This window comes from Rothia sp. P5764, from assembly GCF_048512965.1.
Lineage (GTDB): Bacteria > Actinomycetota > Actinomycetes > Actinomycetales > Micrococcaceae > Rothia.
In genome coordinates, this window is sequence record NZ_JBLXXQ010000004.1 from 123,911 (window position 1) to 141,423 (window position 17,513).

Here is a 17,513-nt window from a genome sequence, read left to right on the forward strand (position 1 = left end):
GCGGGGGCTCCCCTTTGTTCAGGGCATTTTTGGTGCTCAATCACATGCCCTTACAGGCTTAGGTTGGGGCACCGCCCGGTGGCGGGCTTTAGGCGCCGACGCGGAAACGCTCGAAAGCGGTTGCGCTTGCACCGTTTTCGGTCAGAACTGCAGCAACAGACTTGGATGAATCCTTGGCGAAGTCCTGGTCGAGCAGGGTGTTTTCCTTGTAGAAGGACTTGAGCTTACCTTCCACAATCTTGGGGATGATCTGCTCGGGCTTGCCTTCACCGCGAGCGGTTTCTTCGGCAACGCGCTTCTCAGCTTCGATGTCCTCAGCGGAGATGGAGTCTGAGTTGAGGTACTTGGGGCTCATAGCCGCAATGTGAACAGCGACGTCGTGAGCGACCTCGTCAGTGTTCTCACCGGAGACAGCCAGCAGAACGCCAACCTGCGCGGGCAGGTCCTTGGAGGTCTTGTGCAGGTAAACTGCTACGTTTTCACCTTCAACGCGTGCTACGCGACGAACAACGATCTTCTCTCCAAGCAGTGCGCCTGCTTCGGTGGTGAGCTCCTCAACGGTCTTACCCTCGAAAGAAGCTGCCTTGAGCTCATCTAGGGTAGAAGCGTTTGCTGCGATAGCAGCTTCGAGAACATCGTTACCGAACTTGATGAAAGGCTCGGACTTAGCAACGAAGTCGGTTTCTGAGTTAACTTCGATCATGAAGCCAACGCCGTTTTCAACGCGAGCGGCAACCAGGCCCTCAGCGGTGGCGCGGCCTTCGCGCTTGGTAACGCCTTTGAGGCCCTTAACGCGGATGATCTCCATTGCCTTCTGCTGGTCGCCGTTAGCCTCGTCGAGAGCCTTCTTGACGTCGAGCATGCCAGCGCCGGTCTTTTCGCGCAGAGCCTTGATGTCTGCTGCGGTGTAGTTCGCCATGTGAACTCCTTGGTGTTTGAACAGATTGGGATAAATCTATTGTCCCCGGGGGCCGGGGTGAAAGAACGGCACCCACCGAATGTGGGCGGGTGCCGATATCTCTATGATGCTGTCTTACTTAGCTTCTTCAGCGGGAGCTTCAGCCTTGGTAGCTGATTCGTGCTGCTCCAGCAGTTCGCGTTCCCACTCAGCCATGGGCTCTTCGGAAGCGGTAGCTGACTTGCCGGCCTTCTTGTTTTCGCGTTCCAGCAGGCCTTCGGCAACTGCATCGGCGATAACGCGGGTCAGCAGGTTGACGGAGCGGATAGCGTCGTCGTTGCCGGGGATGGGGAAGGAAACCTCATCGGGGTCGCAGTTGGTATCCAGGATAGCTACAACGGGGATGCCGAGCTTCTTGGCTTCGTCAACAGCGAGGTGCTCCTTCTTGGTGTCTACGATCCAGACCAGGGAAGGAGCCTTGGTCAGGTTGCGGATACCACCGAGGGTCTTTTCCAGCTTCTCGTGTTCGCGACGCAGAAGGAGCAGTTCCTTCTTGGTGAACTGTGAGCCTGCGACATCATCGAAGTCGATCTGCTCAAGTTCCTTCATGCGGTCGATACGCTTTGAAACGGTGGCAAAGTTGGTGAGCATACCACCGAGCCAGCGGTGGTTAACGTAGGGCATGTTCACGCGGGTAGCCTGTTCAGCGATGGCTTCCTGAGCCTGCTTCTTGGTACCAACGAACAGAACGGTGCCGCCGTGGGCAACGGTTGCCTTAACAGCTTCGTATGCCTGGTCGATGAATGCTAGTGACTGCTGCAGGTCGATGATGTAGATGCCGTTGCGCTCGGTGAAGATGAAGCGCTTCATCTTGGGGTTCCAGCGACGGGTCTGGTGACCAAAGTGGACACCTGAATCGAGAAGCTGGCGCATAGTTACGACGGGCATGTCGTCTCCTTATATTGAGGTAAGTGCCGGGCGGGCCCCTGATTCCAGGCTAACCGCGCACCGTGCATAGTAGTTATCGGTTTACATGTGGAGCCTATGAGGCTCTTGCCTCGCTCCCCTGGTAACGCCCCGATTCAGCCGCTGGAGCGGCGGCTGATTCTCGGACCTTCACCGACCCATGAGGGCCGGACCGAAAGTTCCTTATCAACTCGGGTGAGCTGCTGGGTGTTACGCGACGTCAGATCCGGGTGAATGCTGGGCAGGTAAACCTGTCAGGCTTCAGCGGAGGAGTCACCATGTAAAAAGGCTTCCCCTTACCGTTTTGTGTTCCGCTCAGGGCGGGGTGACAAACGGCAAACTGCAATCTACGACTATACCGCATTTTTGAGCTTTAAGCACAGGGGTTTGGGGGCTTGCGGTGGCAGTTTTCCAGTGGTAGATATCGGATTACTTCTAGGGAGCAGGTACCGGGGGTAAGGGGTGCTTCTTCTAGGGAGGTTATAGCCCGTGATTCTTTGTGCACCGCGCGGCAAGCCGGAATTCAGAACTATCTACTTACGGTCGGGTTGGCAGTGGCTAGCCTACTGTCTGTGTGCCCTCTTAGGGGTCATAGTCTCTAGTCCCTGTGCGGAGGCAGGCAACACCGTGTGGCAGGCACCGCTAGCGGGCCAAGTGACGGTGGTGAAGGCTTTTGAGAAGCCAGCCGCCAAGTGGAGCGCCGGGCACCGAGGGGTAGACCTAGCTTTAGAAGCTGACGGAAAGGTTCTAGCTCCGGCAGCAGGGACGGTTGTCTTTTCGGGCACCGTAGTGGACCGGCAGGTCATAACACTGGAACACCCCGATGGCCGCAGGTCAAGTTTTGAACCGATCACCGACCCGCTACCTGTCGGCGCCACTGTAGCCGCCGGAGATCCTATCGCCCGCCTTGACCCGCTTATTCAGCACTGCCCAGAAGGCCATTGTTTGCACTGGGGCGTCCGAGAGCCGACGAGCACTCAATCCACTGCAGCTCACGGCATGGGCTACATTAACCCGCTCCTCTTACTGGGGTTGGAGGAGCCCAGTATTCTCCTACCCATCGGGAGTGACTTCGCGGCCTAGACGCCAAAAGCTCCGGGCCAGCGGGCCCGGAGCTTTCGAGTAAGGCTAAGGTGGCTCAATAGCTAGAGCACCGCAGGCCTATAGTCTAGTTCCTCTGCATTGCAGTTGAGCTAGCCATACGAGCGCCTAAGCGACCGGTGAAGGAGGTGATGCAAGCTGCAAGGAGCAGACCCACAAAGGCCCACAGGGAGTACTTAGCTGCCTGGTTGCTAGCGTCCTCAGCAATCTGAGCGCTCTTCTCTACAGCAGAATCCAGCTGATCTGAGATGTCATTAAGAGCCTGCTCAGTTTTAGTGCTGGCTTCCTTGAAGGACTTTTCGATGTTGTCAGCTGCTGACTGAGCTTCTGCGGGGGTCAGATCGGTGTTGCGGCTAAGCTCAGCAACGATCTCGTCCTTGTCGATACCATCAGAAATTTTAGAAGCACGGTCGGTAATCTTCTTACCCAGGTCGTCGGTAACAGTGCCCAGGTCTTCGCCGTCGACGATTACGCGCTTACCGGCGTTCTGAAGGTCGGTCAGTGATTCCTGGAGCTGGTTGTTGAGGTAGTCAGGCTGGAGCTCTTCGATCTGGGTCTTTTTGAGTGCCGTAACGACATCATCGCTCAGACCGGATGCCTTGACGGCCAGTTCATCGCCGCTAGGAAGATCAACGGCATCCCCGAGCAGGTCAGCAGCGGAGCCACTAGCGCTGGCAACGCCTGATCCTACGGACCCAACGACACTGCCGAGGGTGTTAAAGGCGCTAGTAACGGAGGTGGAAATCATGACCAGGGCAACGATCAGACCAAGTGCCCAGGTCAGGAAGCCGTGGATTAAACCAGCGCGGCTTGCCGTCAGGCCGGAAATAAAACCTGCTGCGGCCAGAGAAAGAATCAGTGAGAAAATGGACCACACCAGTAGGCCAGTGCCTACACCCTGCGTGGGATTATCTGAGGTGAAGTCCACCCCGCCTAAGCCGATAGCAACGCCAACGAGGGAAAAAAGAACGCTAAGTGCAATGAAGGTGATAACACCGGCAAAGATGCTGGGCCAGGAAAGATTTTCTCCCGCCTCATTGCGAATTAGGCTTGAAAAACGGTGGGATGAGGCTGGCGAGACCACAGCGGTCTTCTCAGCGAGCTGCTTGTCAGGGGACATAGAAAGTTCCTAAAATTAAGGGGACAGTAAAGAATTTCAGTTTGCCCTGGCATTAAGCAATAGAAAACAATAATACTTATTTGTATTCTCCATACAACCTATAGGGATATTGAGAATTAAGCAAATAAAATTATGTGTATTTGGCCACTAAAGCCTTCCTTCAGCTATAGCGACCTCTAGACCTCCTACGCTCACCCAAAACTCATCTGGCCCACCTAGGCAACCAGGGCACCGAAGAGCTGCTGAGCCGTCACCCTGAAATCTTCCAGGGCAGCATCAGGCCACAGCAGATCATGGCTTTCACCGGCGCTAAAGCCCCGCCCCAACCCAGCCGGTATCCGAGCAAGGACACGATAGCCCATCTCGGTCAAGGCACACACATTACTCTCTTCGATGTAGCTAGGTTGGGCAGGCCAGGAGCCAATGATAAGGCCCTCCACCGGAAGATTGAGCTGACTCAGGTACGAAACGGTGAGCTGGCAGTGGTTAAGGGTTCCCAGCCCGCTTCGAGCAACCAGGAAAGTTTTTGCTCTGTGCCCGGACTGGGTAAGAAGCTCAATCAAGTGGGCATGGTTGTAGGGCCTGTAGGTGGAGCCGGGCTCCCCCTCAGCCATATCCACAGTGACACCGCCCGATCCTTCGACAATAACAGCATCATAGTCGGCTGAGAGAAGGCCGATACGTTCAGCATGTTTCTGCAGGCTCGGTAGGGTAAAACCGTCAAGCCTGGCGGCGGCTACCGGGGCCAGAGGGCGGCTTGCTCTGCTTCCCTCAAAGGCCCTTGCGCCCGACAGGTAGGCGGCAAAATCAGCGTCACCGGGCTGGCCCGGTCCAACACCCGTTTGGGCTGGCTTGTAGATAGCGACCCGTTTGCCGGCCTGTTCCAGGGCAGATGCTAGGCAGGCGGTTGCCAAGGTCTTGCCCACATCGGTATCCGTACCGACAATATGGTAAATCACGGCACTAGAACTCATTTCTCACCTCAAATTTCAGCTCCAGCGGAGCGCGGTAGGACAGCAGATCAAGCCAGCGGGGTTCCTCAGCCAGGTGCAGGCTCAGCTTTTCGTGCTCAAGCCAGCAAGCCAGCTCATGAAGCATCCAGGTAGATTCTGACTCGGCTAAGAGGGCACCCAGGCAACGGTGAGCACCCCAGCCGAAGGCCAGGCGGTAGTCATCACTCTGCTGGCCGCTAACCTCTAGCAGGACCTCCTGCCCCGCATGGACAGGGCACCCTCCGATGGAACTGTCGGCGGTAGCTACCCGTCGCCAGGTCGGCACAGAAGATTCCGCCTGGAGCACCGCACGCACCAGCTCTTGAGCCCGAGAAAAGTCGGTGCACTGCCCCAGGGTAATGCCCCACTGCTGAGTGACTCCGGCGTGGAGGATTGAGTTCATGAGCAGGCAGGTGGTGTACTGGCCTGCTATGGCTAAGAAGTAGGCCAGCGAGACAATCCGCGCGCTCTCAATCTTCTGGTGGGCAAGCGCACCGAAAAGGGTTTCTGGCCGCTCAGCACACCCAGCAACCAGAGCTGAAAGCTTGCGGTGGAACTGCCCTGCCCGGTGGGCCAGTTCCTGCTGGCGTTCAGGTTCTACCCAACCCCAGAAGAGTTCGAGTGAGTCCAGGGAATAACGAGCAAGTTCAGCTTCATCGAGTCCCTGGGCGAGGTAGTCCTGGCTGGGTACACCGGTGAGTTCCTGCATCAGAGCCACTGGCAGCAGGTGAAAAACCGCCAGCTGCCCCCTACCCGGTGCCCGCTCAGCGAGCACCTCTTTCATCCGGGCCCGCACCCCTTCCTCCTGGGCGCGTACCTTCTGGGGCGTGAAAAAAGAAGCCACCAGCTGACGCACCGAACGGTGAAGCTCTCCCTTTGCGCTGGCTAAGACCTCCGGCAGCGAGAACCCATAGGACAGCAGGATCCGCAAGGAGGCCGGCTCCAAAGGAGTAACAGCGGTGAGTGCCTTATCGGGGGCAAAAGTTTCGGTGTCGCCCATAACCTGCCGAAGAGCCTCAGAACCACCCACCAGCAGGTAAGGGTTCTCCCCCGGCACAGGCCAGTACCCCTGCGAAAGTTCAGCCCTGCTAACCAATTTTTGCCCATTGGTTGGCAGACTCATATCCCAGACAAAGGACTCATACTGGGAGTGCTCTAGTGGCGCGCTCAAAGGGCCACTTCCTCTCCTACTAGGTCAAGTGCTCTCTGCAAGACTTGAGAATCGAGGCCTGCCTGAGCAGTCAGTCTCAGACGAGCTATACCATCGGGCACAGCAGGTGGACGAAAACAGCCTACTGCCAGACCGCGTGAAGCAAGACGCTCCTGTATCTGACGGGCGCACCCCGACCCCTGCCTGATAGGTAGAGACTGCACAGCACCAGCAGCTGGTTCCAGCCCCAGCTGGCCGCTGATGAGCTGTGCGCAGACCAGCACCTCGGCACTTAAAGGCTGGCCCTCTTCACCGATAAGGCGGACACTCTCCAAGGCTGTTGCAGCGTTCACCGGGGAGAGAGCAGTATCAAAGATAAAGGAGCGAGCGCTATTTACCAGGTAATCTCGAATCCCCGCACGTGCAAGCACTGCCCCACCCTGGGAGGCAAGGGCCTTACCGAAGGAGAGGGTCACCGCGATATGTTCAGACCCGGCAAGACCGAACTCAGCCACCAGCCCCCGGCCAGCGCCGCGTACCCCTATTGAGTGGGCCTCATCAACCACCAGCAAGGCATCGTAGCGCAGCGCCAGCTCAGAACAGGCCACTAGATCGGCGCTATCCCCCAGCACCGAATAGATACCCTCAACCACCAGCAGCTTCACGGCATGAGAACTAGCTGCTAAAACCTGCTCAGCCTGGACCAGGTTGTTGTGTTCAAAAAACCTCACCTGCCCCTGCCCCAAACGAGCGGCATCGTGCAGGGAAGCATGAACGTGCTCATCCATCACCAGCAGGGTGTTGGGTCTGCTCAGCGCAGCCAGAAGCCCCAGGTTAGCAGCGTAACCGCTTGAAAAGACCAGGGCTGACTCTGCCCCAAGCAGGTCAGCCAAGGCCTCTTCTAGCTCACGGTGCACCGGCAGAGTACCGCTTACCACCCGCGAGCTACTGGCAGAAGCTCCGTAATCTGACAGCGCCCGATGACCCGCTTGGATCAGCCGGGGGTGATAGCGCAAACCCAGATAGTCGTTAGTTGCCAAGTCACAGGCGACCGGCCCCAAGACGGCAGCCTGACGTTCCAGCCCACGCGCCAGCCGTACCCTCTGTGCCTGTTCCACAAGACGCCGGTAACCGGTTGCCATCAGCCATACACCCTCTCAAGGGCACTACAGATACCCGCACCAATACGCTCCACATCGTGCGGGCTACTAATATAGGTCGGCATGGTATAGACCGTCTTACGGAAGGGGCGTACCCACACGCCGGCATCTAAGGCACACTCGGTTACAGCAGGGATATCAACCTCCTGCACCAGCTCCACCACACCGATAGCACCCAGCACACGCACGTCCTCAACAATCTCAAGCTCACGGGCAGGGGCAAGGCCCTTATGCAGATCCTCACCAATGATGGGAACCTTATCCGACCACAGGGAGCTGGGGTATCCCTCCGCGGCGGGCAGGGTACCCGTCAGCAAGTCAAGGGAAGCGCAGGAAACCGCGCTCACCAGTGGGTTGCCCATAAAGGTTGGCCCGTGCATCAGTGCCTTATGCACAGAATTGCTGATCACATCGGCCACAGGACTAGTCACCAGAGTTGCCGCCTGCGTTAGATACCCGCCGGTCAAGGCCTTGCCCACCGTCATCACATCGGGAGTCACCCCAGCCCACTCAGCAGCAAACAACCGCCCCGTTCGCCCAAAACCGGTCGCAATTTCGTCAAAAATCAGCAGAAGACCGTGCTCATCAGCTAGGGCACGCAGATGATTGAGGCACCTGGGGTGGTAGAAGAACATGCCGCCAGCTCCCTGAACCACAGGCTCAAGAATCAGGGCAGCAGACTCTTGTGCGTAGCGGCCTACCAGGGTGCTCACTGTTTCTTCCCACTGCATTTGCTCGGTCTCATCGCATTCCCAGGTATCACTCTGGGGCAGGTAACGGGCGGCTGGTGGGCGGGGCACAAAGAACTGAGAAGTAACCAGGTGGGAAAAATCGCGGTGCATACTCCCAGCGGGGTCGCTGACTCCCATGGCGCCGATGGTGTCGCCGTGATAACCGCCCTCCAGAGCAATAAAACGGCGACGCTCAGGCTTACCCAGAGCGCTCTGGTACTGGACAGCCAGTTTGAGAGCAACCTCCACAGAGATGGAACCTGAATCAGCCAGAAAGACGTGGTTGAGCCCCTCGGGGCTCAGTGCAACCAGCCGCTCAGCTAGCTCAATAGCAGGCTGATGGGTCAGCCCACCAAACATCACATGAGAAAAACGGGTTGCCTGTTCAGCCAGCGCCCGATCAAGGGCAGGGTTGCGGTAGCCGTGGACCTGGCACCACCAGGAACTCATCGCATCGAGTGCGGAATAGGTGACTCCTTGAGCGCTTTGTAGCGTAATGACACTCCCCTGCGCTTCTGTTACGGCATATAGGGGGCGTGATTCCAAGGGAGCATAGGGGTGCCAGAGGAGGCCACGATCACGTTCAATCAGCGACTTTGCTGGAGCATATGTTTTTTTGAACACTGTTCAATTTTAGGTGATTGATTGGGCAAGCTCCAAACAAGAAACCTGCGAAAAGGAACTACCCCAAGTCATACGCCATAAGTGATACACACCTCATTCTATGCTGAAGCTCTCACCAGATCGTGCTAGCTAGCCAACAAAAGGATGCCCATAGAGGAGGTATAGATGCTGAAAATCCTAGCTACTGCAATTGCTGCCATCCTCATTTTCAACCTGCTCTTCGCCCTCTTTCTTCTCTACCACTACTTCTATTTGACCCCAAAATGGCAACGCGAAAGAGCGGAGTCCATAAGAGCCCAAGAGGAAGAAAACCAAAAACAACCATCATGAAAAGCCACCGAAAAAGAGAAACCCCTTGCCCCACAGCAGGTGAGACAAAGGGTTCGTGAGTAGGGCCTGCGGGGCTTGAACCCGCGACCAAGGGATTATGAGTCCCCTGCTCTAACCAGCTGAGCTAAGGCCCCACAGTACAGCTTGTGCAAGCGGCACTGCCTCTAAGAATACCTAAAAACACTGCGCCTACCAAACTACTCATTGAGCCAGTAGAGCAGGTACTCCACCTATCTTGCGCATTTTGGGCGCAATAGATTGCCTCGGCAGATTCTAGCCTCGGCCTTCCACGAACTGGCGGTACAGCTCATCGGATCGGTAAAGGGACTCGAAAGTTTCCCAGGTTTTATCCGCCGCATGACGGGTAACCATCTGGTGCGAATACTCCCCCATAGCCCGCCGCTCTTGTTCGGGTAGCTCCAAGATGTGGGCAAGGCAACCTGCCAGTTCATCCGTGTTACCCGGCTCGAAGAGAAAACCGTTCTTTCCTTGCTCCACCAGGTGAGGCAGGGCTAGGGCGTTAGCAAGAACCACGGGTTTAGAAGCGCTCATGGCCTCGAGAGTCACCAGTGACTGAAGCTCTGCTGTGCCTGGCTGACAGAAAACATCGCACCGCAGGTAGCCTGCTCTTAGCTCTTCGTCAGAGACATACCCCAAGAAGCGCACGCGATCGCTCACACCACAAGTACGAGCCTTGTCCTGGAGCTGGTTGAGGATTTCACCGGTACCTGCAACTTCAAGGACAGTGTGCTCCCGCAAGGTCTGGGGTAGTTTTGAGAAACCTTCAATCAGCACATCGATGTTCTTCTCAACTGCCAGGCGGCCTGCAAAGAAGATAGTCAACTCTCCGGGGTTCTTCCCCACCGTTTCACCGGGGGCCAACTCATAGTCGGAGCTTTGAATACCGTTTGATACCGGTAGGACAGGTCGCTGGAACTTACCGGCGTTTTCCATGGCGTCTGCCCCGATTTGGGTGGGTGTAGTCACGACAGCTGCCTGCTTAAGCACCCGGCGCATATCCTTCCATGAGGCTTTTTCCAAGAGAGCATTAATACGCTCGTTAAAGGGAAGGAAGGGGGTGATGTTCTCGGGCATGACATGGTTAGTTGCGATAACCCTGATCCCACGCTTTCGACCCAACCGTGCAAGTACACGCCCGATAATGTAGTGGCACTGAATATGGATAACATCGGGCTGAATCTGCCCAATAATTTTGTCAGCTTCCGAATAGATTTCCCAGGGGAAGTTGAGCCGCATGTAGGGGTGGGTAACAACCTTGTGTGACCGTAGTCGATGCTCAGTGATGCCGTCGGCTGTATGCGAACTGGTCACTCCTTTTTCCTGCTTAGGTGCCATGACGTGCACTGTGTGTCCGCGCTCCGCCAGTGCATGAGCCAGGCGGGATGAGAACTGTGCCGCACCATTGATATCCGGAGGGTAGGTATCAGCGCCGATAAGGATTGTCAGGGGCTGATGAGCCATGTTTTGGATCCCTTCAACAGGTTAGATAAGGATTGTGTCCTACCATGACCTTACCGGGTTTTAGGGCCAGATGCACAAGCTCAACGCCAGCACAGGGTGAGTATGCCACCAAGAGGCTATTTGACCGAAGATTCTAAAAGAAAAAGTTCAGGCCCCGCGGCGGATATTCCACCAGCGGGGCCTGAACCTTTGTCTGCTACTTGACCGATACAGTTATAGTAGCTTACTTGTTGCGACGGAAGAGCTTACCCAGGAAGAGCATAATTGCACCTACAGCAGTAGCCAGAGCCGCAAAAGGCTTCCAGCGGGCCTGCAAGATTTCGGGGTCGGTGGCATTAGCCGCTAGCTTCTTGCCGCCGTCCAGGGCAGTGAGCGGAGCACTCTTTACTGAGTACTTGGCATTCTGCACCAGACCGCGTGCACCGGCCTGAACTTCACGAGAGTAGTTTTCGAGGTCATCGCGCAAAGTCTTGAGGTGTTCGCGGCGCTGCTTAGTGCGCTGGATCAGCTGTTCCTTGGTGGGGGCAGGAGCCGCTGGAGCCTGAGGCTCATTGGCTTCCTTCTCCTTCTCAGCTTGCTTTTCAGCCTGCTTAGCTTCAGCTTTCTGAGCCTGCTCACTCTTAAGGCGGGCAGAGGTCATATCTGAGCCCTGCTTAAGCACGCCCAGGTCGTAGAGAACACCAAAGAGTGCTGACTCAGGCTTGAAGGGTAGCTGCGCCTTAATCATCTTGTAGCCCACCAGGCCAGCGATGATAGCAATCAGCAGGAAGATACCCACCAGCACTAGCGCCGCAGCCCAGTTGGGCAGGAAGGAGGTGAGGCCAACGTAGGCCAGAATGACCAGCGCAATGGCCATGAAGAGGGCAAAGACCAGCGCAATGACTGCCACAGCGGCACCCTTGCCCAGGGCAAGGCCTTTTTCCTTAACCTCAAGTTTGGCGATTTGGACTTCATCTTTGAGCTGCTTGGGGGCCAGGCGGGTCAGCACCTTGCCAGCATCAGCCACATTGGTGACGCTTGCCTTAACGTTATTAAGGCCAGCGCGCAGACCCTGGGCTCGTGTGGAGCCGTTGAGGTCGTTAGGAGTGGTCATAAGACACCTCTCTTGTTTGCGAACGATCACGTACCTGATCGGCACATACATCAGACACTTAGTCTACCGATAATTTGTTCTTTTGCAGGCAGATAGTTACAGCCTTCACTAGATAAATAAAAAGTAGACTGACTTTTTTGCTTTAAGCTCTGGGAAGTTTATGTTTTCTATAAAATACCCGAGGTCATTGTGCTGGGAAGGGAGCAAGGGAACACTCCAGTACCTCTCTCCTGGTGGGAATGGGGTTTGTTCCGAAACATTTTTAACTAGCTGTAGACGGTTCAAGGGGCGCAGCAGGTGCCCTTGGGTGTCGGAAGCCGGCTAGGACAGGGCGGCATTACGTGGGGGGCCTCTAGTGTGTTTGATGTTACAGGGTATCTGGGTAGCCCGTTGGGTGAAGGGTAGCTATTTTTTGAATTAGCACCAAAAACACACCACAGCTTGTTTTTGGGTGTAAAAAATGAGCCCCGCCTGCTGAGTTTTATTCCTAGTGGCGGGGCTATTTATCTGCTCCCCCGACTGGACTCGAACCAGATGGAGCAGGCGGGAGCGAGCGCGCGAGCTCACAAGAGCCTGCGCAATGGTTACTGGTTAAAGAAAGAAACCCACTCATGTGAGTGGGCTTCTTGATATCTGCTCCCCCGACTGGACTCGAACCAGTAACCCTTCGATTAACAGTCGAATGCTCTGCCAATTGAGCTACGGGGGAATGTTGTGTGCGATATTGTTGTCGCTGCAACGTGTAATAACTTTACGCGAGGTCGGGGGCCTGCGCAAATCGAGATTAGGTTAGCTCAGTCACATTTAGTCTTGGCCTTGCATTTTGGTGCGGCGGCGTAGTTCCAGGGTGAGGAGCTGTTGTTGGATCTGGCGGAAGGTTTCTGCGTCAGTTTCGGGGTTGATCCGTTGGAGTTGCATGAGGAGGTCTGATTTTTGGCGGGTGATTTCCTGTTCAAAGAGGCGGTTGAGGATGTCACGGCTGTAGCGCTGGAGCTGTTCTGGGGTGCGGGCAGGTATGGGGGCTACGGTAAGTTCTGCGATGAGGGCGTGGACGGGTTCGGGTGCCTGGCTCCGGACGGTGTTGACCCAGGCGTGCCCGGCAGCTGGTGCCATGGTTCCGGCTGCCCCGATAATGCCTTGGGCTATGCCACTGTGGGCGCGGTAGCGGTAGTGGACGGTGGCGAGTTCTTGCCACTGTTCCAGGCTGAGGGATTCGGGGTATTGCAGGATGACTTCGAGGGCTTCGCGTTCGGTGCGGGCGGCGGGGTCGCGCAGGTCGGGTAGCTCGTAGGGGTCCTGTTCCGCTACGGTGTTGACGGTTTCTTGTTCTTGGCGGGAGGCGGCTCGTTGGGCTTCTGCGGCTTCGGCTTTTTGGCTGGCGCTGGCCTGCGGGTGGTTGATGGCGTAGGTGACGGCGCGTTGAACTTCGGCCGTCTCTAATCCTAGCTGGCCGGATACCTGGCGCACGTAGGCGGGGCGCAAGGCCGCGTCCTTAATGCCGGCGATGATGGGGGCGATAGCCCGCATACCGCGCACACGGCCTTCGAGGGTGCTCAGGTCGTAGTTGGCAAGGGTCGCGTCAATGGCGAACTCAAAGAGGGGTCGGCGGGACTCGATCAGGGACCGCACGGCGGAGTCGCCGCGTGTAAGGCGCAGGTCGCAGGGGTCCATACCGTTTTTGGCAACGGCAACGTAGGTTTGGGCGACGAAGCGCTGGTCTTCGGAGAAGGCGGCCAGGGCGGCTTTCTGCCCGGCGGCATCCCCGTCAAAGGTGAAGATAACCTCTCCCCCGGTGCCGTCATCGGAGATCAGGCGGCGCACAATTTTGATGTGGTCGGTTCCGAAAGCGGTGCCGCAGGTGGCCACGGCGGTATCGACCCCGGCCAGGTGGGCGGCCATAACGTCGGTGTAACCTTCGACCACCACGATCTGCTTCTTCTTGGCGATGGGCCGCTTGGCCAGGTCCAGGCCGTAGAGCACCTGGGATTTTTTGTAGAGGGTGGTCTCTGGGGTGTTGAGGTATTTGGGGCCCTGGTCATCGTCAAAGAGACGGCGGGCACCGAAGCCGATGGTTTCACCGGTGATGTTGCGGATGGGCCAAATTAGCCGGCCCCGGAAACGGTCGTAGAGGCCGCGCTGGCCCTCGGAGAACATGCCGGTGGCGCGGAGCTCGTCGGTGGTGAAGCCCTTGTTCATGAGGTATTTGAGTAGGTTGTTCCAGCCTCGCGGGGCGAAGCCTACACCGAACTTTTGGGTGGAGGCGGGGTCAAAGCCACGACCTCCCAAGAATTTTTGGGCTTCTACGGCAGCGGGTGTGTAGAGGTTCTTTTGGAAGAACTCGGTGGCTATCTTGTGGGCATCGAGCAGGCGCTGGCGGCGGCCCACTTCTTCCCTGCTCATGCCGCTGCCTTGCTCGTAGTGCAGTTCGTAGTTGATGCGGGCGGCTAGCTTCTCCACGGTTTCGGTGAAGGAGGTGTGGTCCATCTCCATGAGGAAGCTAATGACATCCCCTGATTCACCGCACCCGAAGCAGTGGTAGGTGCCCATCTGTGGGCGCACGTGGAAGGAGGGGGTTCGCTCATCGTGGAAGGGGCACAGACCCTTAAAGGAGCCGATACCGGCTGATTTGAGGGTCACGTACCCTTCAATGATTTCGCGGATGTCGGTGCGGGTGCGCACCTGATCAATATCTTCTTTTCTGATTAAGCCTGCCACGGGTTCAAGTTTAGTTGAGCGGTCAAGCCGGCGGGTGACCTACCAGAGGGGTTTGTCCCCGATCGCCCAGTGGCTACCGGTGATGCGTTTGAAGAGAGCGGCGGCTGAGCGGTCGGTTAGGCAGGCAACCTGGTCGATGACCAGGCGCAGGCGGGCGGTGTCCTCGTTGGGGCCAAGCTCACGCAGGTCAGCGGCAAAAACCGGGTCCAGGTAGTCCGGGTTATCGAGTAGGGCGTGGACCAGGAATTCCAGGATCTCCTGCTGGTTCTCGGAGTGGGCACCGGCATCACGCGGTGTCATGACAAAGGCGGTGGCAATGCCTTTGAGTACCGCTATTTCGTGCTCGGTTTCTTCTGGCACAACCAGCTGGGCCTGGTAGCGGGTGAGTGGTTGGTTGCCGTAGAGCTGGCGGGTAGCCACCATTGAACTGGCGGCAAAACGGCCAATCAATTTGGAGGTCAGCGCCTTGAAAGCGGCCATCGACGAGCGGGTGCCGCTCATGTAGGGCACCCAGCGGCCCAGTGCTTCGAGTCGGCTTAGGGCCTGGTCCAGTGTGGAGTCCTCCACACCCGGTAGGTACCATTGGCGGGTCTTCTCAAAAACAGCTTGGCGAGCGGTGGGTTCTTTGAGCTGGTGCAGTTGCAGGTGCCCGCCAAAGACGGCGTCTTCCACGTCGTGTACCGAGTAGGAGATGTCGTCTGCGAGGTCCATGACCTGCGCTTCAATACATTTCTGAGTCGGTTCGGCACCGGCTTCGCGGGCACCGGTGCGGAACCAGTCAAAGACGGGCAGGTCATCGGTGTAAACCCCAAATTTGCGGTTGGGTTTGCCGTCGTTTCGGGCTGGTGCGGCCTGGCGGGTCCAGGGGTACTTGCAGGTGGCGTCCAGGGCGGCGCGGGTCAGGTTGAGCCCGGCTGAGCCACCGTCATGGCGGATAACTTTGGGTTCCAGGCGGGTGAGCAGGCGCAGGGTTTGGGCGTTGCCTTCAAAACCACCGGCGTCGGTGGCTAGACGGTCCAGGGCGGTTTCGCCATTGTGGCCGAAGGGTGGGTGGCCCAGGTCGTGGGACAGGCAGGCGGTGTCTACCACGTCTGGGTCACAGCCCAGCATACGGCCTAGTTCGCGCCCGATTTGGGCGACCTCTAGGGAGTGGGTCAGGCGGGTACGCACAAAGTCGTCTGTGTCCGGGTCTACCACCTGGGTCTTTGCCCCCAGGCGGCGCAGGGCTGATGAGTGTAGGACGCGGGCGCGGTCGCGTTCGAAAGGTGAGCGGTAGACAAAGCGGTGGTGTTCGGGTACCCAGCGGGCGGCATCGGCGCTGGTGTAGCCGGGGGTGGGTGCTTGTTCCGGGGTGGGAACTTGGTCGGGTGTGGGTGTCATGCCCTGCTTTCTGGCTGGTGGGTTGGCGCGGGTTAGAGGTCGTCGCCCTGGTCAAGGCGGTATTCGGCTGGCCAGGTGACTTCCCCGGCCAGCGGCGGGTAGTCGGGTGTCAGGTTGAGCGCTTGCAGGTTCTGGGCCAGCTCGGCGGGGGTCATGCCGTCAATGTAGGCGCGTACGCCGCTGTGGGCCGCCGGTCTAAACCCGAAGCGGCAGTAGTAGGCGGGATCGCCCAGCACTATGACGCTGGTGGGGGCGTTGGTTTCTTGGGCTAGTTTGCCAGCTAGTTCGAGGGCCTGGTGCACCAGGGTGGTGCCTGCTCCCCTACCCCGGTGGTTGGGGTGAACGGCCAGAGTTGCCAGGGCGAGGGCGGGCCAGGAGCCGACCCAGCAGCGGCTGAGAAGCACATAGCCAGCCAGCTCGGGGCTGACTTCGGTGGCAGAGTGGGCAACGAGGGAGATACCGGGCTCCCATGAGGCGGGGTTGCCCCGTAAGTCGGTGACCAGTTGGGCTTGGTAGCCTGTAGGAAAGACCCTCTGGAGCAGGGCATCAATGGCCGGCACATCGGCGGGGCTTTCGGGGCGAACGGTGTAGCTGGTCATAGCTTCTAGTCTAGTGGCTGGGGCAAGCCGGTAGCTGCTGGGGCATTCCCAGTCTCCGCTTCGCCCTCGCCCCCCAAGCATATGTGCCGTAAACCTTCTGGGGTGCCTTCTTTGTAGGACCCCTGAAGGTTTGCGGCAGACACTGAATTGCGATATGTGCCAGTGGAGGGCTCGTCCTCCCGGTGGGGCCAGGGTTCTGCGCTGCTAGCGGGACCGCCGAACCAGCTGAGGCAGGCTCCATCAGGTCAGAGCTCTTCAAGTTCTGTGATTGATCTTGACAGATTGTCTTCGCACAGGAGCCTGGCTGGAGCCTGTTGTTCAGGTAGCTTGTAGCTGGCAATCCATTCTGTGATGAGGGAATCATGGGCCTGGATAGGTGCTTGAGGTTTTTTCAGGTGGTAATGGCGGAGTCTAGGTGTTTTCTTGTGTGAGAGGTTTCATGGAGGCCTGCACCCGTTCGGGCATCATGTGGACGCGCGGGGTGAGTTGCTGGGGCTCGTAGGTGGGGTCGATACATTCGCGCCAGTAGTAGACGTGCTTTTGGTCCAGCCAGTGCGGGGAGTCGCGGACCGAACGGCTTGCGCCTTGCTCGCCTTGAACGGAGTACCAGTAGAGGTAGTCCACCCCGTCGATAGTCTCAGCGAAGATGGTCTCCACATACATTTCTTCTGGTTCCAGGGTCTCGCGCACAGCCTCCATATTGGAGTTGAGGAAGGCCAGCCACTCATCCACCAGGGCACGCTTGCCCGGAAGAACACGAAAACGGGTAAGTTCAATAAGCATGGTTCCAGGGTAGTTCACATAGGCCCATATACTTTACCAGTCGAGGATCTCGTTCAACTTGGTAAGGTAGCCCTATGAGGGAGAAAAGGGAGAAATATGTACCTAACTATGGTGATCTTGAGCGATTCCGCTCTGAGAGACTAATCCGTACTAAATCTCGCACCTACCAAATAGCTTGTTGGCAAGGCTATCTGGGGAGCCATGAGTTCTTTCTTGGCAACAGAGCCAAAGGCGGGGCTACTCTAACGCTCACTATGGTAGCTGCTGGTTCAGCTTTCTATGAGTGGTGGCTCGGTCTTATTCTTATCCTCAGTGCTATTGGGCTCAACGTTATTGCTGTCCGACGTATCGCTGCCACTGACCCCGCCAGCAACATTTACGGGGAAAAA

Annotated in this window: 14 protein-coding genes and 2 tRNA genes; 1 reads left to right on the forward strand and 15 read right to left on the reverse strand. The window is 57.5% G+C overall.

Going from position 1 to position 17,513, the window contains the following annotated elements; all coding sequences use genetic code 11:
* Nucleotides 1–88 precede the first annotated feature (88 nt).
* Complete coding sequence (tsf, locus tag ACN08Y_RS07280; RefSeq protein ID WP_419100217.1) at nt 89–919, reverse strand: translation elongation factor Ts; 831 nt, start codon at nt 917–919, stop codon at nt 89–91.
* Nucleotides 920–1,033: 114 nt separating this feature from the next.
* Nucleotides 1,034–1,846, reverse strand: a complete 813-nt coding sequence (gene rpsB, locus ACN08Y_RS07285; RefSeq protein WP_419100218.1) for a 30S ribosomal protein S2 — start codon at nt 1,844–1,846, stop codon at nt 1,034–1,036.
* A 507-nt stretch (nt 1,847–2,353) separates the two neighbouring features.
* Between rpsB and ACN08Y_RS07290 the strand changes: the two genes are divergently transcribed.
* On the forward strand, nt 2,354–2,947 hold the full coding sequence (locus ACN08Y_RS07290) for a M23 family metallopeptidase (protein WP_419112244.1): 594 nt from the start codon (nt 2,354–2,356) through the stop codon (nt 2,945–2,947).
* Between the two features lie 85 nt (nt 2,948–3,032).
* Here ACN08Y_RS07290 and ACN08Y_RS07295 read toward each other — a convergent pair whose 3' ends face one another.
* The 13 genes from ACN08Y_RS07295 to ACN08Y_RS07355 all read right to left on the reverse strand — a co-directional run bounded on the left by ACN08Y_RS07295 (nt 3,033) and on the right by ACN08Y_RS07355 (nt 17,124).
* Nucleotides 3,033–4,085: a hypothetical protein gene (locus ACN08Y_RS07295; protein WP_419105370.1), complete on the reverse strand. Its 1,053-nt coding sequence runs from the start codon at nt 4,083–4,085 to the stop codon at nt 3,033–3,035.
* Between the two features lie 215 nt (nt 4,086–4,300).
* Entirely contained in the window at nt 4,301–5,059 is a 759-nt protein-coding gene (bioD, locus tag ACN08Y_RS07300; protein WP_419112245.1) for a dethiobiotin synthase, read from the reverse strand.
* Nucleotides 5,049–6,248, reverse strand: coding sequence for a cytochrome P450 (locus ACN08Y_RS07305; protein WP_419112246.1), 1,200 nt, complete (start codon nt 6,246–6,248; stop codon nt 5,049–5,051). Before ACN08Y_RS07305 ends, bioD begins: the two co-directional genes overlap by 11 nt.
* Nucleotides 6,245–7,369 (reverse strand): aminotransferase class I/II-fold pyridoxal phosphate-dependent enzyme, encoded by a 1,125-nt coding sequence (locus ACN08Y_RS07310; protein ID WP_419112247.1) that lies wholly within the window; start codon nt 7,367–7,369, stop codon nt 6,245–6,247. Before ACN08Y_RS07310 ends, ACN08Y_RS07305 begins: the two co-directional genes overlap by 4 nt.
* Complete coding sequence (gene bioA, locus ACN08Y_RS07315) at nt 7,369–8,742, reverse strand: adenosylmethionine--8-amino-7-oxononanoate transaminase (RefSeq protein ID WP_419112248.1); 1,374 nt, start codon at nt 8,740–8,742, stop codon at nt 7,369–7,371. The genes ACN08Y_RS07310 and bioA overlap by 1 nt, the downstream gene beginning before the upstream one ends.
* A gap of 390 nt (nt 8,743–9,132) precedes the next feature.
* A tRNA-Ile gene (locus ACN08Y_RS07320) sits at nt 9,133–9,206 on the reverse strand.
* A gap of 139 nt (nt 9,207–9,345) precedes the next feature.
* Nucleotides 9,346–10,554, reverse strand: coding sequence for a glycosyltransferase (locus ACN08Y_RS07325; RefSeq protein WP_419100225.1), 1,209 nt, complete (start codon nt 10,552–10,554; stop codon nt 9,346–9,348).
* Nucleotides 10,555–10,777: 223 nt separating this feature from the next.
* The gene (locus ACN08Y_RS07330; protein WP_419100226.1) at nt 10,778–11,647 is read right to left on the reverse strand and encodes a phage holin family protein; all 870 of its coding nucleotides are present in this window, start codon (nt 11,645–11,647) and stop codon (nt 10,778–10,780) included.
* Nucleotides 11,648–12,283: 636 nt separating this feature from the next.
* Nucleotides 12,284–12,356: transfer RNA gene (locus tag ACN08Y_RS07335), tRNA-Asn, on the reverse strand.
* A gap of 95 nt (nt 12,357–12,451) precedes the next feature.
* On the reverse strand, nt 12,452–14,362 hold the full coding sequence (dnaG, locus tag ACN08Y_RS07340; protein WP_419112249.1) for a DNA primase: 1,911 nt from the start codon (nt 14,360–14,362) through the stop codon (nt 12,452–12,454).
* Nucleotides 14,363–14,401: 39 nt separating this feature from the next.
* On the reverse strand, nt 14,402–15,742 hold the full coding sequence (locus tag ACN08Y_RS07345; protein ID WP_419112250.1) for a deoxyguanosinetriphosphate triphosphohydrolase: 1,341 nt from the start codon (nt 15,740–15,742) through the stop codon (nt 14,402–14,404).
* A gap of 32 nt (nt 15,743–15,774) precedes the next feature.
* Entirely contained in the window at nt 15,775–16,341 is a 567-nt protein-coding gene (locus ACN08Y_RS07350; protein WP_419105040.1) for a GNAT family N-acetyltransferase, read from the reverse strand.
* Nucleotides 16,342–16,752: 411 nt separating this feature from the next.
* Nucleotides 16,753–17,124 carry a DUF6176 family protein gene (locus tag ACN08Y_RS07355; protein ID WP_419112251.1) on the reverse strand — a complete coding sequence of 124 codons (372 nt, stop codon included), beginning with the start codon at nt 17,122–17,124 and terminating at the stop codon, nt 16,753–16,755.
* Between the last annotated feature and the right edge of the window lie 389 nt (nt 17,125–17,513).

What these genes read in the sequence shown, in the direction of transcription:
- tsf (WP_419100217.1), bottom strand. Translation starts at nt 919, where the DNA reads ATGGCGAACTACACCGCAGCAGACATCAAGGCTCTGCGCGAAAAGACC.
- rpsB (WP_419100218.1), bottom strand. Translation starts at nt 1,846, where the DNA reads ATGCCCGTCGTAACTATGCGCCAGCTTCTCGATTCAGGTGTCCACTTT.
- ACN08Y_RS07295 (WP_419105370.1), bottom strand. Translation starts at nt 4,085, where the DNA reads ATGTCCCCTGACAAGCAGCTCGCTGAGAAGACCGCTGTGGTCTCGCCA.
- bioD (WP_419112245.1), bottom strand. Translation starts at nt 5,059, where the DNA reads ATGAGTTCTAGTGCCGTGATTTACCATATTGTCGGTACGGATACCGAT.
- ACN08Y_RS07310 (WP_419112247.1), bottom strand. Translation starts at nt 7,369, where the DNA reads ATGGCAACCGGTTACCGGCGTCTTGTGGAACAGGCACAGAGGGTACGG.
- ACN08Y_RS07325 (WP_419100225.1), bottom strand. Translation starts at nt 10,554, where the DNA reads ATGGCTCATCAGCCCCTGACAATCCTTATCGGCGCTGATACCTACCCT.
- ACN08Y_RS07330 (WP_419100226.1), bottom strand. Translation starts at nt 11,647, where the DNA reads ATGACCACTCCTAACGACCTCAACGGCTCCACACGAGCCCAGGGTCTG.
- ACN08Y_RS07345 (WP_419112250.1), bottom strand. Translation starts at nt 15,742, where the DNA reads ATGACACCCACACCCGACCAAGTTCCCACCCCGGAACAAGCACCCACC.
- ACN08Y_RS07350 (WP_419105040.1), bottom strand. Translation starts at nt 16,341, where the DNA reads ATGACCAGCTACACCGTTCGCCCCGAAAGCCCCGCCGATGTGCCGGCC.
- ACN08Y_RS07355 (WP_419112251.1), bottom strand. Translation starts at nt 17,124, where the DNA reads ATGCTTATTGAACTTACCCGTTTTCGTGTTCTTCCGGGCAAGCGTGCC.